Raw genomic sequence first — 16890 nt, 5'->3', positions numbered from 1 at the left:
CCGGACATCGACGGCTACGCCGTGCGGGGCAACACGCGGCTCACCGGACGCTTACACGGCTTCCACATCGATGAAGCGAGGTTGCGGCCATGGGTCACATACTTGTCCAGCTTCACGACCGGGTCGCGCTTGCTCGGCGCCTGGATCGCGAAGCCCCATTCCATCGTGACCGGCTCCAATGGCCGGTTGCCCGGCGACGATCACCGCACGCCCAGGCGCACCGAGGGGTCTTCTTCTCGGTAGGGAAGACTTCGCGCGGCACCGGGGAGGTCTCATCCCCAGGATTGGCAGACGTATCGCTAAAGCGATCCCCGGCAATGGGGTGCGGGTTCGATCCCTGCCGCTGACGTTAAGACCGAGCAAGACGGATCATGGATGTCAAAAATCGCGACTACGCGGTTTTAATCAAGAGAACGCAATAAAAGTTTAGCGTGAGTATTTTGCGCTCTCGATCTGATATTTCCCAACCCGGAAATGAAGTTCTTTGAAGCATGGAGGGTTGATATCAATTCTGAATGCCGGAAGCAGGCACTTTGAGATATTCGACACGAAGGTGACAACTCACGTTTCATCTGTGACGGTGACCGTATCAGGTTTCACGACCGCATCTCCTTGCGTTGACAATCCGGTTCCCGCTTGCGGCGGGGACCGCAATCACACAACCGATTGCACATTCCCCCGTCCTCCAAAAGCTGTCAGCGACTCCGGTCCTTATCGCGCGGTGCTGGCGCTTGCGCCGGGGTCGCGCGGCCGATTTTGACGTCCAGCGATCCGCCCGCTTTGATCCGATCGGCGACGAGCTGGCGCGTCGACTCCGCGATGGCTCCGACCATGCGCGCGCTCTCGCCCCGATCGCGCGCGGTCTTCATGGCCGCGTCGACGATTGCCTGGGCGGGCGCAAGGCGCGGATCGGCTTGGTTCTTCTCCGGCGTGTTCTTCAGGAACAGCTCGGCAAGCCGCTCCTGCCCCGGCGAGTGACCAGGGGGCAGGATCGGCCGCTCCAGCGACCGCACGGCGCGCTGGAGCTGGGCCGGCTGCTGGTTGTTGATTTGAACACCGAGTGCTGCGCCGATCTCCCGCACGCGCTCCAACGGCGTCTGCTGCGGCGTCACGACGGCATCGACCTGACGGACACCTAGATAGGTGAGAAGGTGCGATTGATAGATCGGCCCTTTGGCATGGCGGACATAGGCGAGTTCGGTGCGCGCGTTGGCGATGGCGGGGGAGGGGGCACCCTCCTTAATCAACCCACGCAGCCGATCGGCCGCCTGTTGGCGAGCGGCCGGCAAATAGCGTTCCAGCTCCTCGCGCGCCTTGGTCAGCGTCACGCGGTAGCGTTGCCCCTCGGGCGGCGCGCGCTTGGGGAGCATGGCGATCCCTGCGGGGCCAATCCGCGCCTCGGGCGCGAGGTCGCGCTTGATCGCCGCTGCGGAGAGAACCGCCGCCATTCCGCGATGATCGCCGGTAAGAAAGCCGTGACGGGACGCCTCCATCCAACGGTCCTTGTCGATCGCGGCGATGCGGATCGGGTGGCCGGCTTCGCGGGCGAGCTGGGCGGCATGGTGGCGCATGGTGCGCCCGTTCCCTTCGCGGAAGGGATGAATGGCGTTGATCTCGTTGATGTGGTTGCCGAGCCGATCGAAAAACTCGTCGCGAGGAAGCACCCGCAAGCCGCTCTGCGCTCCTACCTCGGCGAACCGCTTGTCGAGTTCGCGCGCGATGTAGGGGACGGCGGCGAAGCTCGATCCGCCCTTGGCGATGTTGACGGTGCGGTCCTGGCCTGCCCAATCGTAGAGGTCTTGGAACAGGTGTTTGTGAAGGGCACGGTAGCCGTCGGCGGTGGCTGGAAAGGTCAGGCGCGCAGCCTCCGCGCCGCGCGCCTGCGTCAGTCGTCGTTCGGCCTCGGTAAGCGTTTTGTCTTCCGTAATCCCGAGCCGGTTACGAAGCGTCTCGGTGCCGGGATATGTATAAGGATCGCTTGCCAAGGTCAGGCAGCGATCTGGCGGGTTCCGGGCTGATAGAGACTGAGGATAATCGAGGGCATGAGGGCGGGCGGAACGCCCTCGTCGAGCATCATCGAGAACATCGCGTCCTCGTCGATGGTCGGGGTCATATCCTCGATAACGAGATTGGCACGGGCTTCCGCTACGTCCTCGCGCCAAAGCGCAACCTGTTCAGGGCTGCCGCGCTCGAAATCCATCTGGCGGATGCGCTCGCGCAGCGTTTCAAGATCGATCTGGGCCATCGCGGTCATCCTTTCTGCTCATAACCCTACGCCTTCCAACGCGATTCCTCAACAAATCACGTGCGATAAGAGCCGGTCGGTGCGTCGCGATCCGCGCTCGCTTGAACGCGGATCGCACGCCGGGGACGTCAGTATTCGCTCGCGAGCATGATCGTCAGCACGCGCTTGGTCTGTTGCTCATCCCACGGCGCTTCGCTGCCATAGGTAAGCGTGTTGTCGTAGTAGTCCACCTTCCAGAAAACGGTTTCGGCGATTGCCTTGTCGTCGCTCGGTCGCTCCTGCGTCCACGTTCCCGTCGCGAGCCGATAAACCGCGCCGAAATCATGTTCTCCGTGAGGATCGTTGTCGCCGGTGAATTGCGAGAAGCCGACGATCGCCGCCAGCGCCGCGAAGCGATCCGCGTCGGGGAGAGACTGGAAACCCAGCGTGACGTTGGCGATGGATGCGGTGCCCGGTTGGCTCCGGGCTAGGTCATTAAGGCGACGGATGGTGTCGAGTTGTTCGGGGCTGCACATCACTGATCCTCCTTCTGGCATGGGCCGCAAGGCCGCTCGGCCTCACGGCCCTGCCTGTCCGGCGAGGACGGGATGGGGAGGGGGAGCGAGAATCTACCGCTGGTGCGGGCGAGCCGCCTAGCGCGGCCGAAGCCTCCGGCGACGGGTGCCGCGGTTGGCGGATTACACGGGCGGTCGATTGTCGTTCGGGAACGAAAGGGCAGCGCCCTTGGTGTTCCCCTAGCGCCGGTCGCGCGCATCGCGATCGGCGAGAGTTGCGCGGTGCGGATCTCCGCACGGCACTATCGCGCGCAAGCGCGCCCCCGTCAGGAGGGCGCGTTGCGTGCGTCGCGGGCGGCGATCACCAGATCGACGATACGCGGCTGATGGAACAGCTCGCCACGCTCGACAACACCGAGACCGGGACCATCGAGAACGTCGCGGATGCGATCCTGCACGACCTCCTCCAGGTCTCCGGCGAGAACCCAAAAGTGGCGCGGGTCACGATCGCGGCCATCGGCGCGGAACTGGTCGCTTTCGACGACGGCCTGGACCAGCGCGTTCAGCGCGGCCATCCCCAGCGCGCGCTCGAAGGCGAGCTGCGCGAATAGGCGATGATGGGACATGGAAACCTCCGTGTTGCCGTGATTGGCGACGACGGCGGGAGGGGCGCGGAACGCCGGGTCATAGGACCGCGCCAGCGGCCGGCTTGCCGGGCAGCGGGGGAGCCGATTTGCGCAGCAAATTGGGGGGACCGCTGATCCTTGAGGCGGCGTTCCGCGCCCCTCACGATGGGCGGAGACTGACGGACTGCCTCTACAAACCAACGCCCGCCCACGGGGCGGACCGCTAGCCGATTTTCTGCTTTCGTTCTCGACTCGGCTGACTCATAGAATCGTCATGCCGATCATGGCCGAACATCGCTGGCTCTACCCGATCGACTGGCCTGAGTTGTCGAGGCTGATCCGGTTCGGCCGCGCCAAGGGGCGCTGCGAGCATTGCCAGCGCCCGCACGGCCGGCGGGTGTTCCACTTGGGTGACGGACGCTGGTGGGACGCTGATCGCCACCAATGGCGCGACGGGCGCGGTCGCCGGGTGCGTGCGCCTAAGTCGGACGTGGCGACGATCGTGCGCATCACGCGGGTCTATATCGCGTGTGCGCATCTGAACCATGACCCCACCGACAACGCACCACGCAATTTGGCTGCACTCTGCCAGCGATGCCATATGATCCATGACGCGGCCGAACATCGGCGCCGGCGATGGCTGAATGCTTACAGACGTCGGGCCTTGGGCGATCTGTTCGCATGGTTCGAACCACGCGCGATCTTGGTGAGGAATGGCGGCGGTCGTAGTATCAGCTTGGGTGACGGGCTGCGCGGCTCACACGCGAATAGCAGAATGGAGTGATAGCAATGGATACCTTCAACGCTGGCGTCCAATACAACGACTTCAAGGGAACCGTTGCCGCGGACATTTCCGATAATGTCGCGCTTGCCGGCCATCTGGTGTCTTTGGGAAAAGCTGAAAGCGACGAGCGTGTCATTGGATTCAGGATCGCTTCTGGGGAGAACCAGGGGACACCCGTGACCGATGTGTCGCTGGTGGCTTATCTTCTTCGGTCTGCTGAGTTTGAGCCAGCCCCGGCAGAGGTGCGTGCTGTCGAATTGCGCATCACGCCGGGGGAAGCGCTCGCATTTTTCAAGCGTTTCGACCTCGTGGCAGTTCGGCGCGGCGTCGATTTGAGCGGCACTCACGTAGATGGCCCGCATTACGATTAAACTCGCCATCGCGCCGCCCGTCCCTTGTGGGCGGGCGGCGTGCGCTGATCTGCAAGGGCAGCGCGCGCGACGGCCATGCAGAGCATGGCTGTCGCGCCGGCGAGGGGGCTGATGCTGGGCGGTTGGTCGAGAAAAGGGGGTGATTATCACCGCCCCCCGTATCCGTTTACGCCATTTCGTCGGCCTCCATGTCCTCGCCATCGAAGGCATCGGCGTCGGGATCGTCCAGTTCGTGCCGCTCGGGCTGGTCGAACGCCCCGATCTGCATCGGCGCGGGAAGCCAGTGCGAAGCGAGCCGCCCCGACACGTTGACCGCCAAGTCTGCCTTCTTCTTGATGGTTGCGCAGTTGTCGGCGCTGGCATCGCCGCATTCGGCGCGGAGTAGGTCGATAAGGGCCGCACGGCGCATCTTGTCGAACAGGGCGATGGGGGCTTGCCAGCGGGTCGCAATGTCCACGCCTGTCGCGCGGGCCACCTGCTCAAAGTGATGGTGACGCGCACCGGGGGCACCGCCTGCGAACAAGGTGCCGTCCACCGTCATCGCCACCAATCCGGCGAGTAGCGCCATCTTGTCGTCGTGACTCATGGCGCGAATGACCTCGAACCGGCCATCTGCTGGGACCGATGCGAAGCGGTCGGCCATCGTTTCTTCGACCTCCCGCACGTCGCTGGTCGCCATAAGGTCGTCGGCAACATCGGTCGCGATGGTCTTGGCCTGCACGTCTATCGCCATCTGATAGCTGTGCGCGCCGTGGAGTAGCTGACCCGCAAGGCTGTCCAGCAGCACATCCAGCGCCAGCGCCGGGTCGGCTGAAACCGCCTCCTGCACGATGCGGGTCTTGATCCGCGACAGGTCTGCAACAAGGCTGTTGCTGTAGAGCGGCTGCGGCTCGCCGCTGCTCGCCTTGGGCTTCGGCTCGGCCTTCGCGCGATAGAAGCTCTTGCCGAGCGATCCGTCATGCGAAACCCAGAGCGCCACGCCCCCGACCGCGACCTGCTCGGCATTGAACCCGCGCAAGCCCTCAGTGATCGCATCCCGCTGATCGGACAACGGCGCGATGCGGTCGCTGTCCTCGCCCTCGGCCTCGGCGATCTGTTCGATAGCGACGTCGATTGCCTCGATCCGCGCGGCCTCGTCCTCGGTCGGCTCGCGCGTGGCCGGATACAGGCTGCCCTTCATGTAAAGGTCGTAGGGCCGGTCCAGCGTGGCGCGGACCTCATGCCAACCGATCGCGCGATACTCGTCGGCGATACCGTCCAGCTTGTCCTCCGCCAGTTCCTGCACAAGCTCGGGATGGTCGGCAAACCCCTCGGCCCCTTGGCTGAACAGGTCTACCGTGATCGTCCCGCCCTTCGCCTCGTAGGCGTCGCGCCCGACGAAGATAAACGCGCCGCTGGTGGTGTCCACCTTCTCGGTGGTGAGCATCCGCCGGATGGTGTGGGCGTGGCCGTTCGCCGCCTTGCATACCTTCACCTGTTGGTCGTGGTCGTCAGTGAGGGTGAGCGCGCGCGCCGCCTCAAGCGACAACTGGTCCTTGGCGATCAGGTCGATCAGCGCCGGTGCCAGCGCGGAAAGGCGAAGCATCTTATAGACGAAGCTGACCGCCTGACCGAACCGGGCAGCGATTTCCTCGGCGTCCATGCCGGTATCGCGTAGCGCCGCAAAGGCGCGGATGCTGTCTGCCGGGTGCATGTCCTCGCGCTGGAAGTTCTCCGCGAGCGACAGTTCGATGGCCTCTTCCTTGGTGCGGACCTCGACGGGAAACGCGTCGCTGTTCTTGATCTGCTTGCGCTTCGCCAGTTCTTTGAGGCCGCGATAGCGCCGCCCTCCGGCGAACACATAGAACAGGCCCTCGTCCTCATAGGCGACAAGGTTTTGCAACAGGCCGTGCGCGGCAATGTCGTCGGCCATGCTCTCGACGGCGGAAGGCTTCACGCGCCGCTGATTGAGCGGGGAAAGGCGAAGCTGCGACAGCTTGACGGTGATGATACCCATGATGATGCTCCTGATCTGAATAAGGTTCGGTGATGGGGGAGGGGTCAGCCTTCGAGGCTCGCGAGTTCGTCAAACTCGGCCGATGCGCGCGCCGCGCCGTCCCCTGCGTAGGTCGCGCCGGAACGCGGATAGAAGAACACGCGCTCGCCACGGCGGTAGGGGGTGCCGTCCGCGCTGGTCCCGTCCACATTGGCCCGTTTCCAGTAGGGATCGCCCTTGTATCGGGTGTAAGCCATTCTCTTTCCTCCTTCTTCCTGCGGCTGAAAGCCGGTTGCCGCAGCAACCGGGTCTGCCTCTCCGGCGAGGAGCGGGATGGGGAGGGAGGAGGAAAATCGATGGCCTGGCGCGGGCAGGCCGCCTTAGCGCGGCCGACGCCCCTTAGGGCGTCGGGTGCCGCGCTTGGCGGACCACACGGGGCCGTCTATTTTCCTTCGGGAACGAAAGGGCAGCAGCCCTTGGTGTTCCCCGCGCTGGCGGGCCTCCGGGGGAGGGCCGTGGCGCTCTACAGGGGAGCGTCTCGCATCTTTGCGCGTCCGCAGGTGTGCCACGTGGCACACCTCACGCGAGGATCGTTACCCTTTGGGACGAGACGCCGGGACGGTGGCTCGGTCGGCGCGAACGCGCCGATAGGGCCGTGCCCGTCAGGGTCGCGCAGGGTCTTCAAGCCTGATGGTATGGATTTCGCCGTCTTCACCGCCGAAGCGTCAGACCCGCTCATTATCATCGGTGAGGATGTTGGCAGATGCGTAGGAGAGTGCGACCGCGCTCGAATGCGATCGTTCCTCCGGCCATGATCGCACGCGTGTGACGCCCCGTGAAGGGCTCTCCTGTCTTGGACGCCGCCAGAATCTCGGTCGGCCCGGACGGCAACCATGTCACGGCCATGCGCAAACCGTCGTCGAGGAAATCAATGTCGGCCCGGCTGCCGTCTGCGCATGTGACGTATCGCTGTTCCAAGACCCGCGTCATTGAGTGAGGTCGGTGTATCTCCGACGTGTCGCGAGTATTTGGTGACGGCTCCGAACAGCCAACGGTCATCATAAGTAGCGTGGCGGCGCAGATGCGCACGTCAACCATTCCGCTTCCTCATTAATCCGGACTCACGCCTCGCGGGTCCGTCGCCAAGTTGGCCGGCAACCCCGAAGGGCTGCCGGCTCGGGTATGGTCCCGCAACGAGCCGGTTATTCAGCTCGCCGAAGGGTTGGCGGAAACAACCTTGCCGTCCGCACCAATCACGACGTGAAGCGTGCGCCGTGCGACAGGCTCGGAGGGATTGGTGAAAGTCACGACGGTCTGACGCGCGCCGTTGGCGGTCCGCTGCGCGGTGCCCTCGACCTTTGCTTTGGACCAGCTCGGGGCGAGCTTGGATTGCGTCACCATGCGAACGACGTGCTGACGCGCCACCTCGGCGGGCGCTTGGCTATGCGCTTCCTCGTCGTGAACGGGATGGGCGGCGGCGGGGGCTGCGGCCAATACCGCGACGGCTAGGACTGCGTATTTCATGGGTAGTCTCCTCGTGGTGGAAAGGGTGGAGTGCATCGCTACGATCAGGATTTCGGCTTCGCAGCGAAGCTGCGGAACGTGCCGGTCGCCGTCACGGTGATGGTCACGGGCGCAGTGGTGCGGTTGCGCCAATACCATCCGTGCATCCCGTCGAAAGGAGCCTGGAAATCGCCCTTCTCGCCGGCGGACGATCCTTTCTCGTAGCTGGTGTATTTATCTGCCGGCGCGTCGTGTTCCTCGCCGTGAAGCTCGAAACGGACCTCCGGTCCGCCGGTCGACCAGGCGTAGGCGATCCGGTCGCCAGCGCGCATGTCTGCCTTCACTTCGCGACCTTCGTCGGGCTGGAGCGTGATCTTCACCTCGGCCGTCTGCGCGGTCGCCGGCACGCTCGACCTTGCAGCCGGCGAAGCCGGCGCCGTGGTCGCCGGGACTGTGGCGGTCTCGGCTGCATGTTCGGCCTGCTTGACCTCTCCCATGCGAGTGAGGCCGAGCAGGCGGCCCGTCCCGATCGGATCGACGCCGTATTCGGCGGGCAGGATCGTCGTCGCGAGCAGCGCGACGGCGACGCCGAAGGCAAGCGCCGTTGCCCGGTTGAGCTGGCGCAGCGTCGGGAGATCGCCGACGTTTGGCAGATTGGCGTTTTTCATCAGGCGTTCCCTTCGAGAATGAGGCCGGCGAGCTGGTAGCCGGTAAGGACGAAGCCCGCGGTCATCAGGACCACGTTCGCGGCAAAGGCATGTCGGCGGAAGCTGGCGGTGCGGCGCCAGTAGCCCATGACGATCAGGATCGCGGACAGAGCGAGTAACTGGCCGATTTCGACGCCGACGTTGAACGACAACAGATTCACCAAAAGGCCGTTCGATGGCAGCGCGAAGTCCTGGAGCTTGGTCGCGAGGCCGAAGCCGTGGAACAGGCCGAAGATCAGGACCGCGGCCTTGGCGTTAGGCTGGACGCCGAACCACCGCTGATAGGCACCGAGATTGTCGAGCGCCTTATAGACCACCGACAGACCGATAATCGCGTCGATCGCATAGGGACTGACGTGGGTGCCGAGCAGAACGCCGGCGATCAGCGTCGTGCTGTGGCCGATCGCGAACAGCGTCACGTAGGCGGCAACCTGCTTCATCCGGTAGAGGAAGAAGATCACCCCGAACAGAAACAGCAGATGGTCGTAACCTGTGACCGTGTGCTTGGCGCCGAGATAGAGGAAGGCGCCAGGGGCGGGTCCGTTGATCGTTTCGATGAATGCCTGATCGCCTTCGGCGACCCCATGTGCATAGGCGGCGCTTGCCATGAACGTCGCGGTGGCGACGGCAAGGAACGTCGTCACCCCTCTCAAGTGCAGCGGGAGGCGCCACGGGCGGTTGGATGATGTTTCCACGGTAAATTGTCTCCGCTTCATCACGCGAGCGCGTGCGTCGGGGTGGCAGGGTCGGGGCGTCGCCGTTGCGACCACCGGCCCGCCAGGGCGGTGATCGCTGGCAGCACCAGCAAGGTCAGGGCGGTCGAAGTAATGAGGCCGCCGATGACGACGGTTGCGAGCGGCCGTTGCACCTCGGCACCTGTGCCGGTGGCGAGCGCCATCGGCACGAAGCCGAGCGATGCCACCAGCGCGGTCATCAGCACCGGGCGGACGCGCTCCATTGCGCCGTCCACGATCGCGTCATCGTCGCTCGCCCCTTCCTCGCGATGCTTCCCGATCGCGCTCATCATCACGAGGCCGTTGAGGACGGCGACGCCCGACAGGGCGATGAACCCGACCGCTGCGGTGATCGAGAAGGGGATGCCGCGCAGCAGCAGCGCAAACACGCCCCCGGCAAGCGCCATCGGCACCGCCGAGAACACGATCGCCGCCGACACGAAGCTGCCGAGCGCCATGTAGAGCAGGGCGTAGATCGCAATGAAGCAGATCGGCACCACGATCAGCAGGCGTAGCCGAGCCGATTGCAGGCTCTCGAAGGTGCCGCCCCACTCGGTATACATGCCAGCGGGGAGCTGCATCTGGCCGATCTTCGCCTGCGCTTCCTCGACGAACCCGCCAAGGTCGCGCCCACGCACGTTGATCTGCACGACCACCATCCGCTTGCCGTTCTCACGACTGATCTGGTTCAACCCTTGGGTGTAGTTGAACCGGGCGACCTGGCTTAGCGGGATCGAGCGCGCCACCTGACCTTCGGCAGCGGGCAGCATCACCGGGATCGACCCCAGCGTCTCAAGGTCGTCCCGCTGCGCGTCGGGCAGGCGGACCACGACGTCGAACCGCCGGTCGCCCTCGAACAGCAGCCCGGCCTCACGCCCGCCAAGCGCAGCCGAGACGGTGTTCGCCACCTCCTCGACCGACAGGCCGTAACGGCCCGCCGCCTGACGGTCGATCTGCACGTCGAAGGTCGGCGCGCCGGACGTCTGTTCGGCACTCACGTCGCCAGCGCCGGGGATCGTGCGCATGACGGCGGCGATGCGCTTCGCCTGTTCGCTCATCGCGTCGAGGTCGTCGCCGTAAAGTTTGATCGCGACGTCGGCGCGAACGCCGGCGATCAGCTCGTTGAAGCGCATCTGGATCGGTTGCTGGATCTCCGTCCGGTTGCCGATCAGCGGCTTCATCCGCTCCTCGATGCGGCGAAGAATGTCCTCCTTGCTTTTCACCTCCGTCGGCCACTCGTTCTCCGGCTTGGGGATGACGTAGGTATCCGACGCATTGGGTGGCATCGGATCGGTGCCGAGGTCGGCGTTACCGTTCTTGGAGAAGACCAGCGCCACCTCCGGCAGCGTCTTCAATGCATTCTCGATCTGGAGCTGCATCTGCGTCGATTGGTCGATCGACGCAGATGGCACGCGGAAGTTGGTGACGGTTATGTCCTTCTCGTCGAGCTGCGGCATGAACTCCTCGCCGAGGAAGCCAAAGCTCAGCACGGCCGCGACGAACACGCCGACACCGCCCAGGATGAAGGGCATCGGGCGGGCGACAGCCCGGCCCAGCACGGGGGCGTAGCGTTCCTTGAACCAGCGGATCGGCTTCACTTCCGTCTCACTGACCCGGCCCTTGACGACGATCGCGATCATCGCGGGAACGAAGGTAAGCGACAGGACGAAAGCAGAGGCGAGCGCCACCATCAACGTGATCGCCATCGGCGCGAACGTCTTGCCCTCAACGCCCTGGAAGGTGAGCAGCGGCACGAAGACGAGGAAGATGATGAGCTGACCATAAACGGTCGGCCGCACCATCTCCTTGGCCGCGAGCGTCGTTTCCTCCATCCGCTCTTCGCGGGTGAGAAGCCGGCCTTCATGCTCCTGGCGTTCGGCGAGGCGGCGAAGCGCGTTCTCGACGATGATGACGGCGCCGTCGACGATCAACCCGAAATCGAGCGCGCCGAGGCTCATCAGATTGCCCGACACGCCCAGCCCGTTCATTCCTGCGGCCGTCATCAACATGGTAATCGGGATGACTGCGGCGGTGATGAGCGCAGCGCGGATGTTGCCGAGCAGCAGGAACAGCACGACGATGACGAGCAGCGCGCCTTCGGTCAGGTTCTTTTCCACCGTCGCGATCGTCGCGTTGACGAGCTTTGAGCGGTTATAGACCGGCTCGGCGAACACGTCGGGCGGCAGCGCCTTGTTGATCTGCGTCAGCTTCTCGGCGGCGTCTGTCGCGACGATGCGGCTGTTGTCGCCTACCAGCATCAGCACGGTCGAGATGACCGCTTCCGATCCCATGCGACTGCCGGAGCCGGTGCGGACCGCACCGCCGATCACCACCTGGCCCACGTCCTTGACGCGAACGGGGACGCCGTTGCGGGTCGCGACGACGGCTTCCTGAATGTCTTCGATCGACTTCAGACGAGCATCGGCGCGGACAAGGAAGCTCTCGCCAGCGCGGCGGACATAGTTCGACCCGGCGGAGAGGTTGGCCCGCTCCATCGCATCCGCCAGCTCCGTGACGGACAATCCATAGCTGGCGAGCGCGTTGAGGTTCGGCTCGATCAGATATTGCTTCACATAGCCGCCGTTGGAATCGACGCCGGCGACGCCGCGCACCGCCCGCATCTGCGGGCGGATGATCCAGTCCTGCACCGTGCGGAGATAGGCGGCCTTCGCCAGTTCGGTGGTCAGCCGCTCGCCCTCGGGGGTGAGGTAGCTGCCGTCCGACTGCCAGCCCGGTTTGCCGTCGACCGTCTTCAGGCCCTTGCCGTCGGGATGGCGGAAGGCGACCGAATAGAAGAAGATCTCGCCAAGCCCGGTGCTGAGCGGCGCGAGGATCGGCTGCGCGTTGGCGGGAAGGCTGTCGCGCGACTGTGCGAGCCGTTCCGTCACCTGCTGGCGCGCAAAGTAAATATCGGTGCGGTCGGTAAAGACCGCTGTCACCTGGCTGAAGCCATTGCGTGAGATGGAGCGGGTCATCTCAAGCCCTGGTATTCCGGCAAGCGCCGTCTCCACCGGGAACGTCACCTGCTTCTCGATGTCGACCGGCCCCAGCGTCGGCGCGAAGGTGCTGATCTGGACCTGCCGGTTGGTGACGTCGGGCACGGCGTCGATCGGCAGCTTGGTGATCTGCCAGAGGCCGAAGCCGATGACGACGAGGGTCAGGAAGGCGACAAGCCATCGCATCCGGACCGAAAGGGAGAGGATGCGGCCGATCATTCCGCCGACTCCTTCTCGATCTCGGCCTTGAGAAGGAAAGCGTTGGTGGTGGCGATCTGCGTGCCGGCGGCAAGGCCGCCGGTGATCGCCACCATCCCGCCCGATCGGCTGCCGATCTGAACCGGCTGCGCGCGGAAGCCCTGGCCGGTGCGGACGAACACCACGCTGTCGCTGCCAAGCGTCTGCACCGCGTCTTGCGGCACCATCACGCCGCTCTTTGCGGCCCCGCCACTGGCGAGGATGCGAGCCTGAACAAGCTGGCCCGGGGCAAGCGTGCTGCCGCCGGCGGTCGGCGTGACGACGACCGTCGCGGTCCGCGATTGCGGATCGACGACGCCGGTCGCCGAACGCACCCGCCCTTCTATCGTGCGACCGTCTGTGGTGGTCAGCTCTACCCTGTCGCCTTCTCGGACACGGCCAGCATCGGCAGGCGGGACGCTTGCGGTAATCTGAAGCCGGCTCGGATCGGCGACGCGGAACAGCTCGGTTTCAGCCGCGACGAACTGGCCGAGATTGGCACCGGCATTGGTAACGCGCCCCGAAACGGGGCTGACGACCGCAACCGATCGACCGTCGCCCGACACGCGAGCCGCGCCCGCGGCGGCGCTAGCCCGGCGAGCGTCGGCCTGGGCGACGGCAAGGTTGGCCTGTGCCGATTCATAGTCGGCGCGGGGTGTCACACCCTGCGCGAGCAAACCGCGCTCTCGTTCGAGCTGACGCGCGGCGAGGGTGACGCGCGCGGATGCGGCCGAGCGGTCGGCTGCGATTTGTGAAGCGTCGCGGCTCTCGACCAATGCAAGGGTCTGGCCGGCGCGAACCGGATCGCCGATGCGGACCATGATACGGCTGACCGTGCCTGGCGCGCGCGCGGTCAGCACCGCCTCGGCGTCGGGCGTCGCCTCGACCGTGGCGGAGGCAAGGATCGCGGCGTCCAGCTCGCCGGATGCCGCCGGGGCTACAGTGATTTGCGATGCTGAAAGCGCCTGTTGCGTCATCGCGACCGTGTTCGACGGCTTTGCTGGCGCTGCGGCTTCCGTAGGGGCAGGGGCGGGGGTGGACGATTGGGTGAGGCGCGCAGCGCCGAACCCAAGCGCAGCGGCAGCGACCAGGCCAATGGCGGCGCCGGTGTAGAGACGATTTTTATCGGTCATTGCACCGCTTCTCCGGTGATGGTGAGGCCCTGCAGACGGGCCAGATTGGCGCGAGCGTCGAGGCGCGCTGCGGCGGCGTCGAGGATGACGCCACGGGCGACCCCGAGATTGTGACGCGCGGCAAGGAGTTCGATCAGCGGGCTTTTGCCCGCCTCGTAGGCCACGCGAGCGAGGCGATAGCCCTCTTGGGCGGTCGCCAACGTCCGCTGCGCGGCAGCGGCGCGAGCGTCGGCTGCCTCTACCAGTGCGAGACCAGCGCGTGTCCCCGCCTCGGCTTCGAGCCGGGCTGCTGCGGCACGCGCCTCGGCACCTTGCAGTTCGGCACGTGCCGCCGAGATGTTGCCCCGGTTGCGATCGAAGAGGGGCAGCGGGACGGATATGCCGGCAACGACGGCGGGGCCGCTCGCGACGCGAAGCTGGCGCACGCCGAGCTGCGCGGTGACGTTGGGGATGGCGAGGCGCTGTTGCACCGTCACCGCTCGCGCTGCGGCGTCCCGTTCGGCTTCTGCAACGCGCACCATCGTCGCCTGCATAGGGTCGATGGGGCCGAACGCCGGCTTGGCGTCGAGCCGATCCAAGAGTGATTCCGACAGGCCGGTGAAGGGGGTTGTAATACCGGCCAGCGCGGACAGGCGTGCCAGCGCGGCCGTCTTGAGGGCGCGCGCGTTTTCGAGGTCGGCCTGAAGCGTGTTGAGTTCTGTTTCAGCCTGCACCTGCCGGAGGCGGGCTTCCTTGCCAGCGCCGACCAAGGCGCGGGCCACCTTCAGGTCGTCGGTCGCCTCCTCAACTTCGTCCTCGGCAATAGCGATGCGCCGATCGGCGATCTCGGCGCCGGCATAGGCGCGTGCCAGCTCGGTCGCATAGACAAGGCGACCATCGCGATTGCGCGCCTGCGCCGCGACGATGCCGGCTTCACCGGCGGCGATCCGGGCTGATCGCTTGCCACCCAGCTCGATGGGCTGATCGATCTGGAACGTCGTTTGCTGCTGGTTGCGCGCGTTGCGATCGAGGTCGCCCGCGAAATTTTCGGCATAGACGTTGATCGACGGGTTAGGCCGCGCGCGAGCTTGCTCGGCAAGGCCCCGCGCGCGGGCGACGTCGGCTTCCAAGACCGTGACGCGGGGCACATCGCGCGTCTGGTTCAGAAGCTGTGCGAAAGGGGGCGCGGTCTGCGACCACGCTGCACCCGCGGGCCATAGCGCCGCGAGCGTGCCGGCCAGCGCAAGCACGCGCTGCCGGCGATAACTGCCGTTCATAATCCATAATCCTCCAGGGGTAAGTCTGTCGGCGCGTCACGCGCCGGCGAGACTCATCCGCGGGGAGGGCGCAGGAGCTTGGAAGGATCGATACCGCTCGCCAGCGATGTGGTGAGGATCGACCACGCGCGAGCGGCGACGATCGCCGGCACTTTCGCAGTCGTCGGCCCGTCGAAGGCGACCCAATGACCAGCGGCATGAGCGAGAACATGCACCGGACTGTCGCCGCCAGTCTGCTTGGCGGGAGCGTGATCGTTATGCTCGGCCGCAGCCGCATGGTCATGGTCATGGTCGACGGCGGCGACTTGCACGGGCACATGGTCATGGACCATCGCGCTGTGCCACGACGACGCCGCGACGAGGCCGAGCATGGCGACGAGCGCCAGCACGGCTCCGAACAGCGCGGAAGAGGAACGACGCATCGCCATCGTGCGCAGCGTAGGCGGACGTTGGGAACGGGGCAAGGAAATCACTTACCCGGCCATTTTGGATGGCGACGGTCGATCACATAGGGATGTTCGCCGTGGCTGTGGACCGCGAGATGCGGATCATCGGCGGCGAGGTCGCTATGTTCATGCGCGATCACGTCGGGGTCGTTCGCGGGCCATATACGGACGGCGACGAGGGTGCCGATCGCAGCAAGAACGGCCATCGCACCGAACGCCGCCTCCATTCCGACGCGAGCGCCGAGCTGGCCGACGAGCGGATAGCAGACCAGCCAGCAGACGTGGCTGAGTGCGAATTGTGCCGCGAACAATGCGGGGCGATCATCGGCGTTCGCCGACCGACGTAGCAGCCGTCCCGATGGCGTGACGCTCGCTGAATAGGCGACGCCCAGCACCAACCATCCGCCGAGCAGGACATGCCAGTAGGCCGGGCCTGGCTGCATGATGGCGGTGATCGCGGCGAGGGCCGCGAGCGCCAACGTCAGGATAGCGGCGGCGACCAGCATGACGGTCCGATCCGCAATCCGATCGAGGATACGAGGCAGGGTCAGCGCAGCGGTGATCGAGCCGCCCCCGAAGGCGGCGAGGGTCAACGCGACGTCGCGCTGGCTTAGGCCCATGCCTTTCACGATAACGACGGTGTTGACGATCACCATTGCGCTCGCGGCGGCAGCGGTGAGGGTCAGCGCCAGCAATCCGCGCAGGCGAGGCGTCGCGAGGTATATACGCGTGCCCCGCGTCGTCTTGTCGTAGATGCCGCCCTCGGCCTCAACCGGCGCCGGTCGGGGCAGGACGGTCGATACGACCAGCAGCGCCGACGCGACAAAGCCTATCGCGGTGCCCGAGAACAGCCAGTGGTAGCTCATCACCGTCAAAAGACCGGCCGCGAGGATCGGGCTCGTCAGGCTCTCCATGTCATAGGCGAGGCGGGACAGGGACAGCGCGCGGGTATAGTCGCGTTCCTCCGGGAGGACGTCCGGGATCGTAGCCTGAAAGGTTGGCGTGAACGCGGCCGATGCCGATTGCAGGACGAAGATCAAGATATAGACCTGCCAGACTTGGTTCACGAACGGCAGGCAAATGGCGACACCGGCGCGGATCACGTCCATTCCGACCAGCAAGGCACGGCGTGGCACGCGATTGGCGAACGCGCCGGCGATCGGCGCGACGCCGATATAGGCGACCATCTTAATCGCAAGCGCAGTCCCCAGCACCGCCCCGGCACTGCCGCCAGCTATGTCGTAAGCGAGCAAGCCGAGCGCGACCGTCGCCAGTCCCGTTCCTACAAGCGCGATGATCTGCGCGAGGAAAAGGTGCCGATACGTGCGGTTGGCGAGGACACTGAGCATGATCGCGCTATATCCCCCCGGGGGATCGAGTCTA

The 16890-nt window shown here is 65.5% G+C and carries 17 protein-coding genes; 4 read left to right on the top strand and 13 right to left on the bottom strand.

What is annotated here, in order from left to right; all coding sequences use genetic code 11:
- The coding region (locus AAIO73_RS19520; protein WP_345880394.1) for a hypothetical protein at positions 1-243 on the top strand (243 nt) is incomplete at its 5' end.
- Between the two features lie 452 nt (positions 244-695).
- Here the strand turns inward: AAIO73_RS19520 and AAIO73_RS19515 are convergent.
- The 3 genes from AAIO73_RS19515 to AAIO73_RS19505 form a co-directional block, all read right to left on the bottom strand.
- The gene (locus AAIO73_RS19515; RefSeq protein ID WP_042469182.1) at positions 696-1985 is read right to left on the bottom strand and encodes a Fic/DOC family protein; all 1290 of its coding nucleotides are present in this window, start codon (positions 1983-1985) and stop codon (positions 696-698) included.
- Between the two features lie 2 nt (positions 1986-1987).
- Positions 1988-2245 (bottom strand): hypothetical protein, encoded by a 258-nt coding sequence (locus AAIO73_RS19510; RefSeq protein ID WP_042469301.1) that lies wholly within the window; start codon positions 2243-2245, stop codon positions 1988-1990.
- 128 nt (positions 2246-2373) lie between these two features.
- Positions 2374-2760 carry a DUF3768 domain-containing protein gene (locus tag AAIO73_RS19505; RefSeq protein ID WP_042469183.1) on the bottom strand — a complete coding sequence of 129 codons (387 nt, stop codon included), beginning with the start codon at positions 2758-2760 and terminating at the stop codon, positions 2374-2376.
- A gap of 365 nt (positions 2761-3125) precedes the next feature.
- On the opposite strand from AAIO73_RS19505, the gene AAIO73_RS19500 reads away from it, so the two are divergent.
- From AAIO73_RS19500 to AAIO73_RS19490, 3 genes are all read left to right on the top strand, one after another.
- Positions 3126-3350 (top strand): hypothetical protein, encoded by a 225-nt coding sequence (locus AAIO73_RS19500; RefSeq protein WP_066489291.1) that lies wholly within the window; start codon positions 3126-3128, stop codon positions 3348-3350.
- A gap of 289 nt (positions 3351-3639) precedes the next feature.
- Positions 3640-4149 carry a hypothetical protein gene (locus AAIO73_RS19495; protein WP_231738850.1) on the top strand — a complete coding sequence of 170 codons (510 nt, stop codon included), beginning with the start codon at positions 3640-3642 and terminating at the stop codon, positions 4147-4149.
- A gap of 5 nt (positions 4150-4154) precedes the next feature.
- Positions 4155-4520 (top strand): hypothetical protein, encoded by a 366-nt coding sequence (locus AAIO73_RS19490; RefSeq protein ID WP_042469187.1) that lies wholly within the window; start codon positions 4155-4157, stop codon positions 4518-4520.
- 166 nt (positions 4521-4686) lie between these two features.
- Here the strand turns inward: AAIO73_RS19490 and AAIO73_RS19485 are convergent, their stop codons facing one another.
- The 10 genes from AAIO73_RS19485 to AAIO73_RS19440 all read right to left on the bottom strand — a co-directional run bounded on the left by AAIO73_RS19485 (position 4687) and on the right by AAIO73_RS19440 (position 16856).
- Positions 4687-6516 (bottom strand): ParB/RepB/Spo0J family partition protein, encoded by a 1830-nt coding sequence (locus AAIO73_RS19485; RefSeq protein ID WP_042469188.1) that lies wholly within the window; start codon positions 6514-6516, stop codon positions 4687-4689.
- Between the two features lie 44 nt (positions 6517-6560).
- Positions 6561-6752, bottom strand: coding sequence for a hypothetical protein (locus tag AAIO73_RS19480; protein ID WP_042469189.1), 192 nt, complete (start codon positions 6750-6752; stop codon positions 6561-6563).
- A 949-nt stretch (positions 6753-7701) separates the two neighbouring features.
- Complete coding sequence (locus tag AAIO73_RS19475; RefSeq protein WP_042469191.1) at positions 7702-8019, bottom strand: DUF6488 family protein; 318 nt, start codon at positions 8017-8019, stop codon at positions 7702-7704.
- 44 nt (positions 8020-8063) lie between these two features.
- Positions 8064-8666, bottom strand: a complete 603-nt coding sequence (locus AAIO73_RS19470; protein WP_042469192.1) for a hypothetical protein — start codon at positions 8664-8666, stop codon at positions 8064-8066.
- On the bottom strand, positions 8666-9313 hold the full coding sequence (locus AAIO73_RS19465) for a HupE/UreJ family protein (protein ID WP_345880398.1): 648 nt from the start codon (positions 9311-9313) through the stop codon (positions 8666-8668). The genes AAIO73_RS19470 and AAIO73_RS19465 overlap by 1 nt, the downstream gene beginning before the upstream one ends.
- Positions 9314-9420: 107 nt before the next feature.
- The gene (locus tag AAIO73_RS19460) at positions 9421-12654 is read right to left on the bottom strand and encodes an efflux RND transporter permease subunit (RefSeq protein WP_042469194.1); all 3234 of its coding nucleotides are present in this window, start codon (positions 12652-12654) and stop codon (positions 9421-9423) included.
- A complete protein-coding gene (locus tag AAIO73_RS19455) occupies positions 12651-13805 on the bottom strand; it encodes an efflux RND transporter periplasmic adaptor subunit (RefSeq protein WP_042469196.1) in 1155 nt (384 codons plus the stop codon). The genes AAIO73_RS19460 and AAIO73_RS19455 overlap by 4 nt, the downstream gene beginning before the upstream one ends.
- Positions 13802-15061, bottom strand: a complete 1260-nt coding sequence (locus AAIO73_RS19450) for a TolC family protein (RefSeq protein WP_042469198.1) — start codon at positions 15059-15061, stop codon at positions 13802-13804. Before AAIO73_RS19450 ends, AAIO73_RS19455 begins: the two co-directional genes overlap by 4 nt.
- Positions 15062-15114: 53 nt before the next feature.
- Positions 15115-15489: a hypothetical protein gene (locus tag AAIO73_RS19445; RefSeq protein WP_061780292.1), complete on the bottom strand. Its 375-nt coding sequence runs from the start codon at positions 15487-15489 to the stop codon at positions 15115-15117.
- Between the two features lie 41 nt (positions 15490-15530).
- A complete protein-coding gene (locus AAIO73_RS19440; protein ID WP_061780291.1) occupies positions 15531-16856 on the bottom strand; it encodes an MFS transporter in 1326 nt (441 codons plus the stop codon).
- Positions 16857-16890 lie beyond the last annotated feature (34 nt).

The organism is Sphingomonas epibiotica, from assembly GCF_039615155.1.
In the GTDB taxonomy this organism is placed as follows: domain Bacteria; phylum Pseudomonadota; class Alphaproteobacteria; order Sphingomonadales; family Sphingomonadaceae; genus Sphingomonas.
The sequence above is the reverse complement of the archived record's forward strand: the minus strand, read 5'-3'. Positions and strand labels throughout refer to the sequence as shown.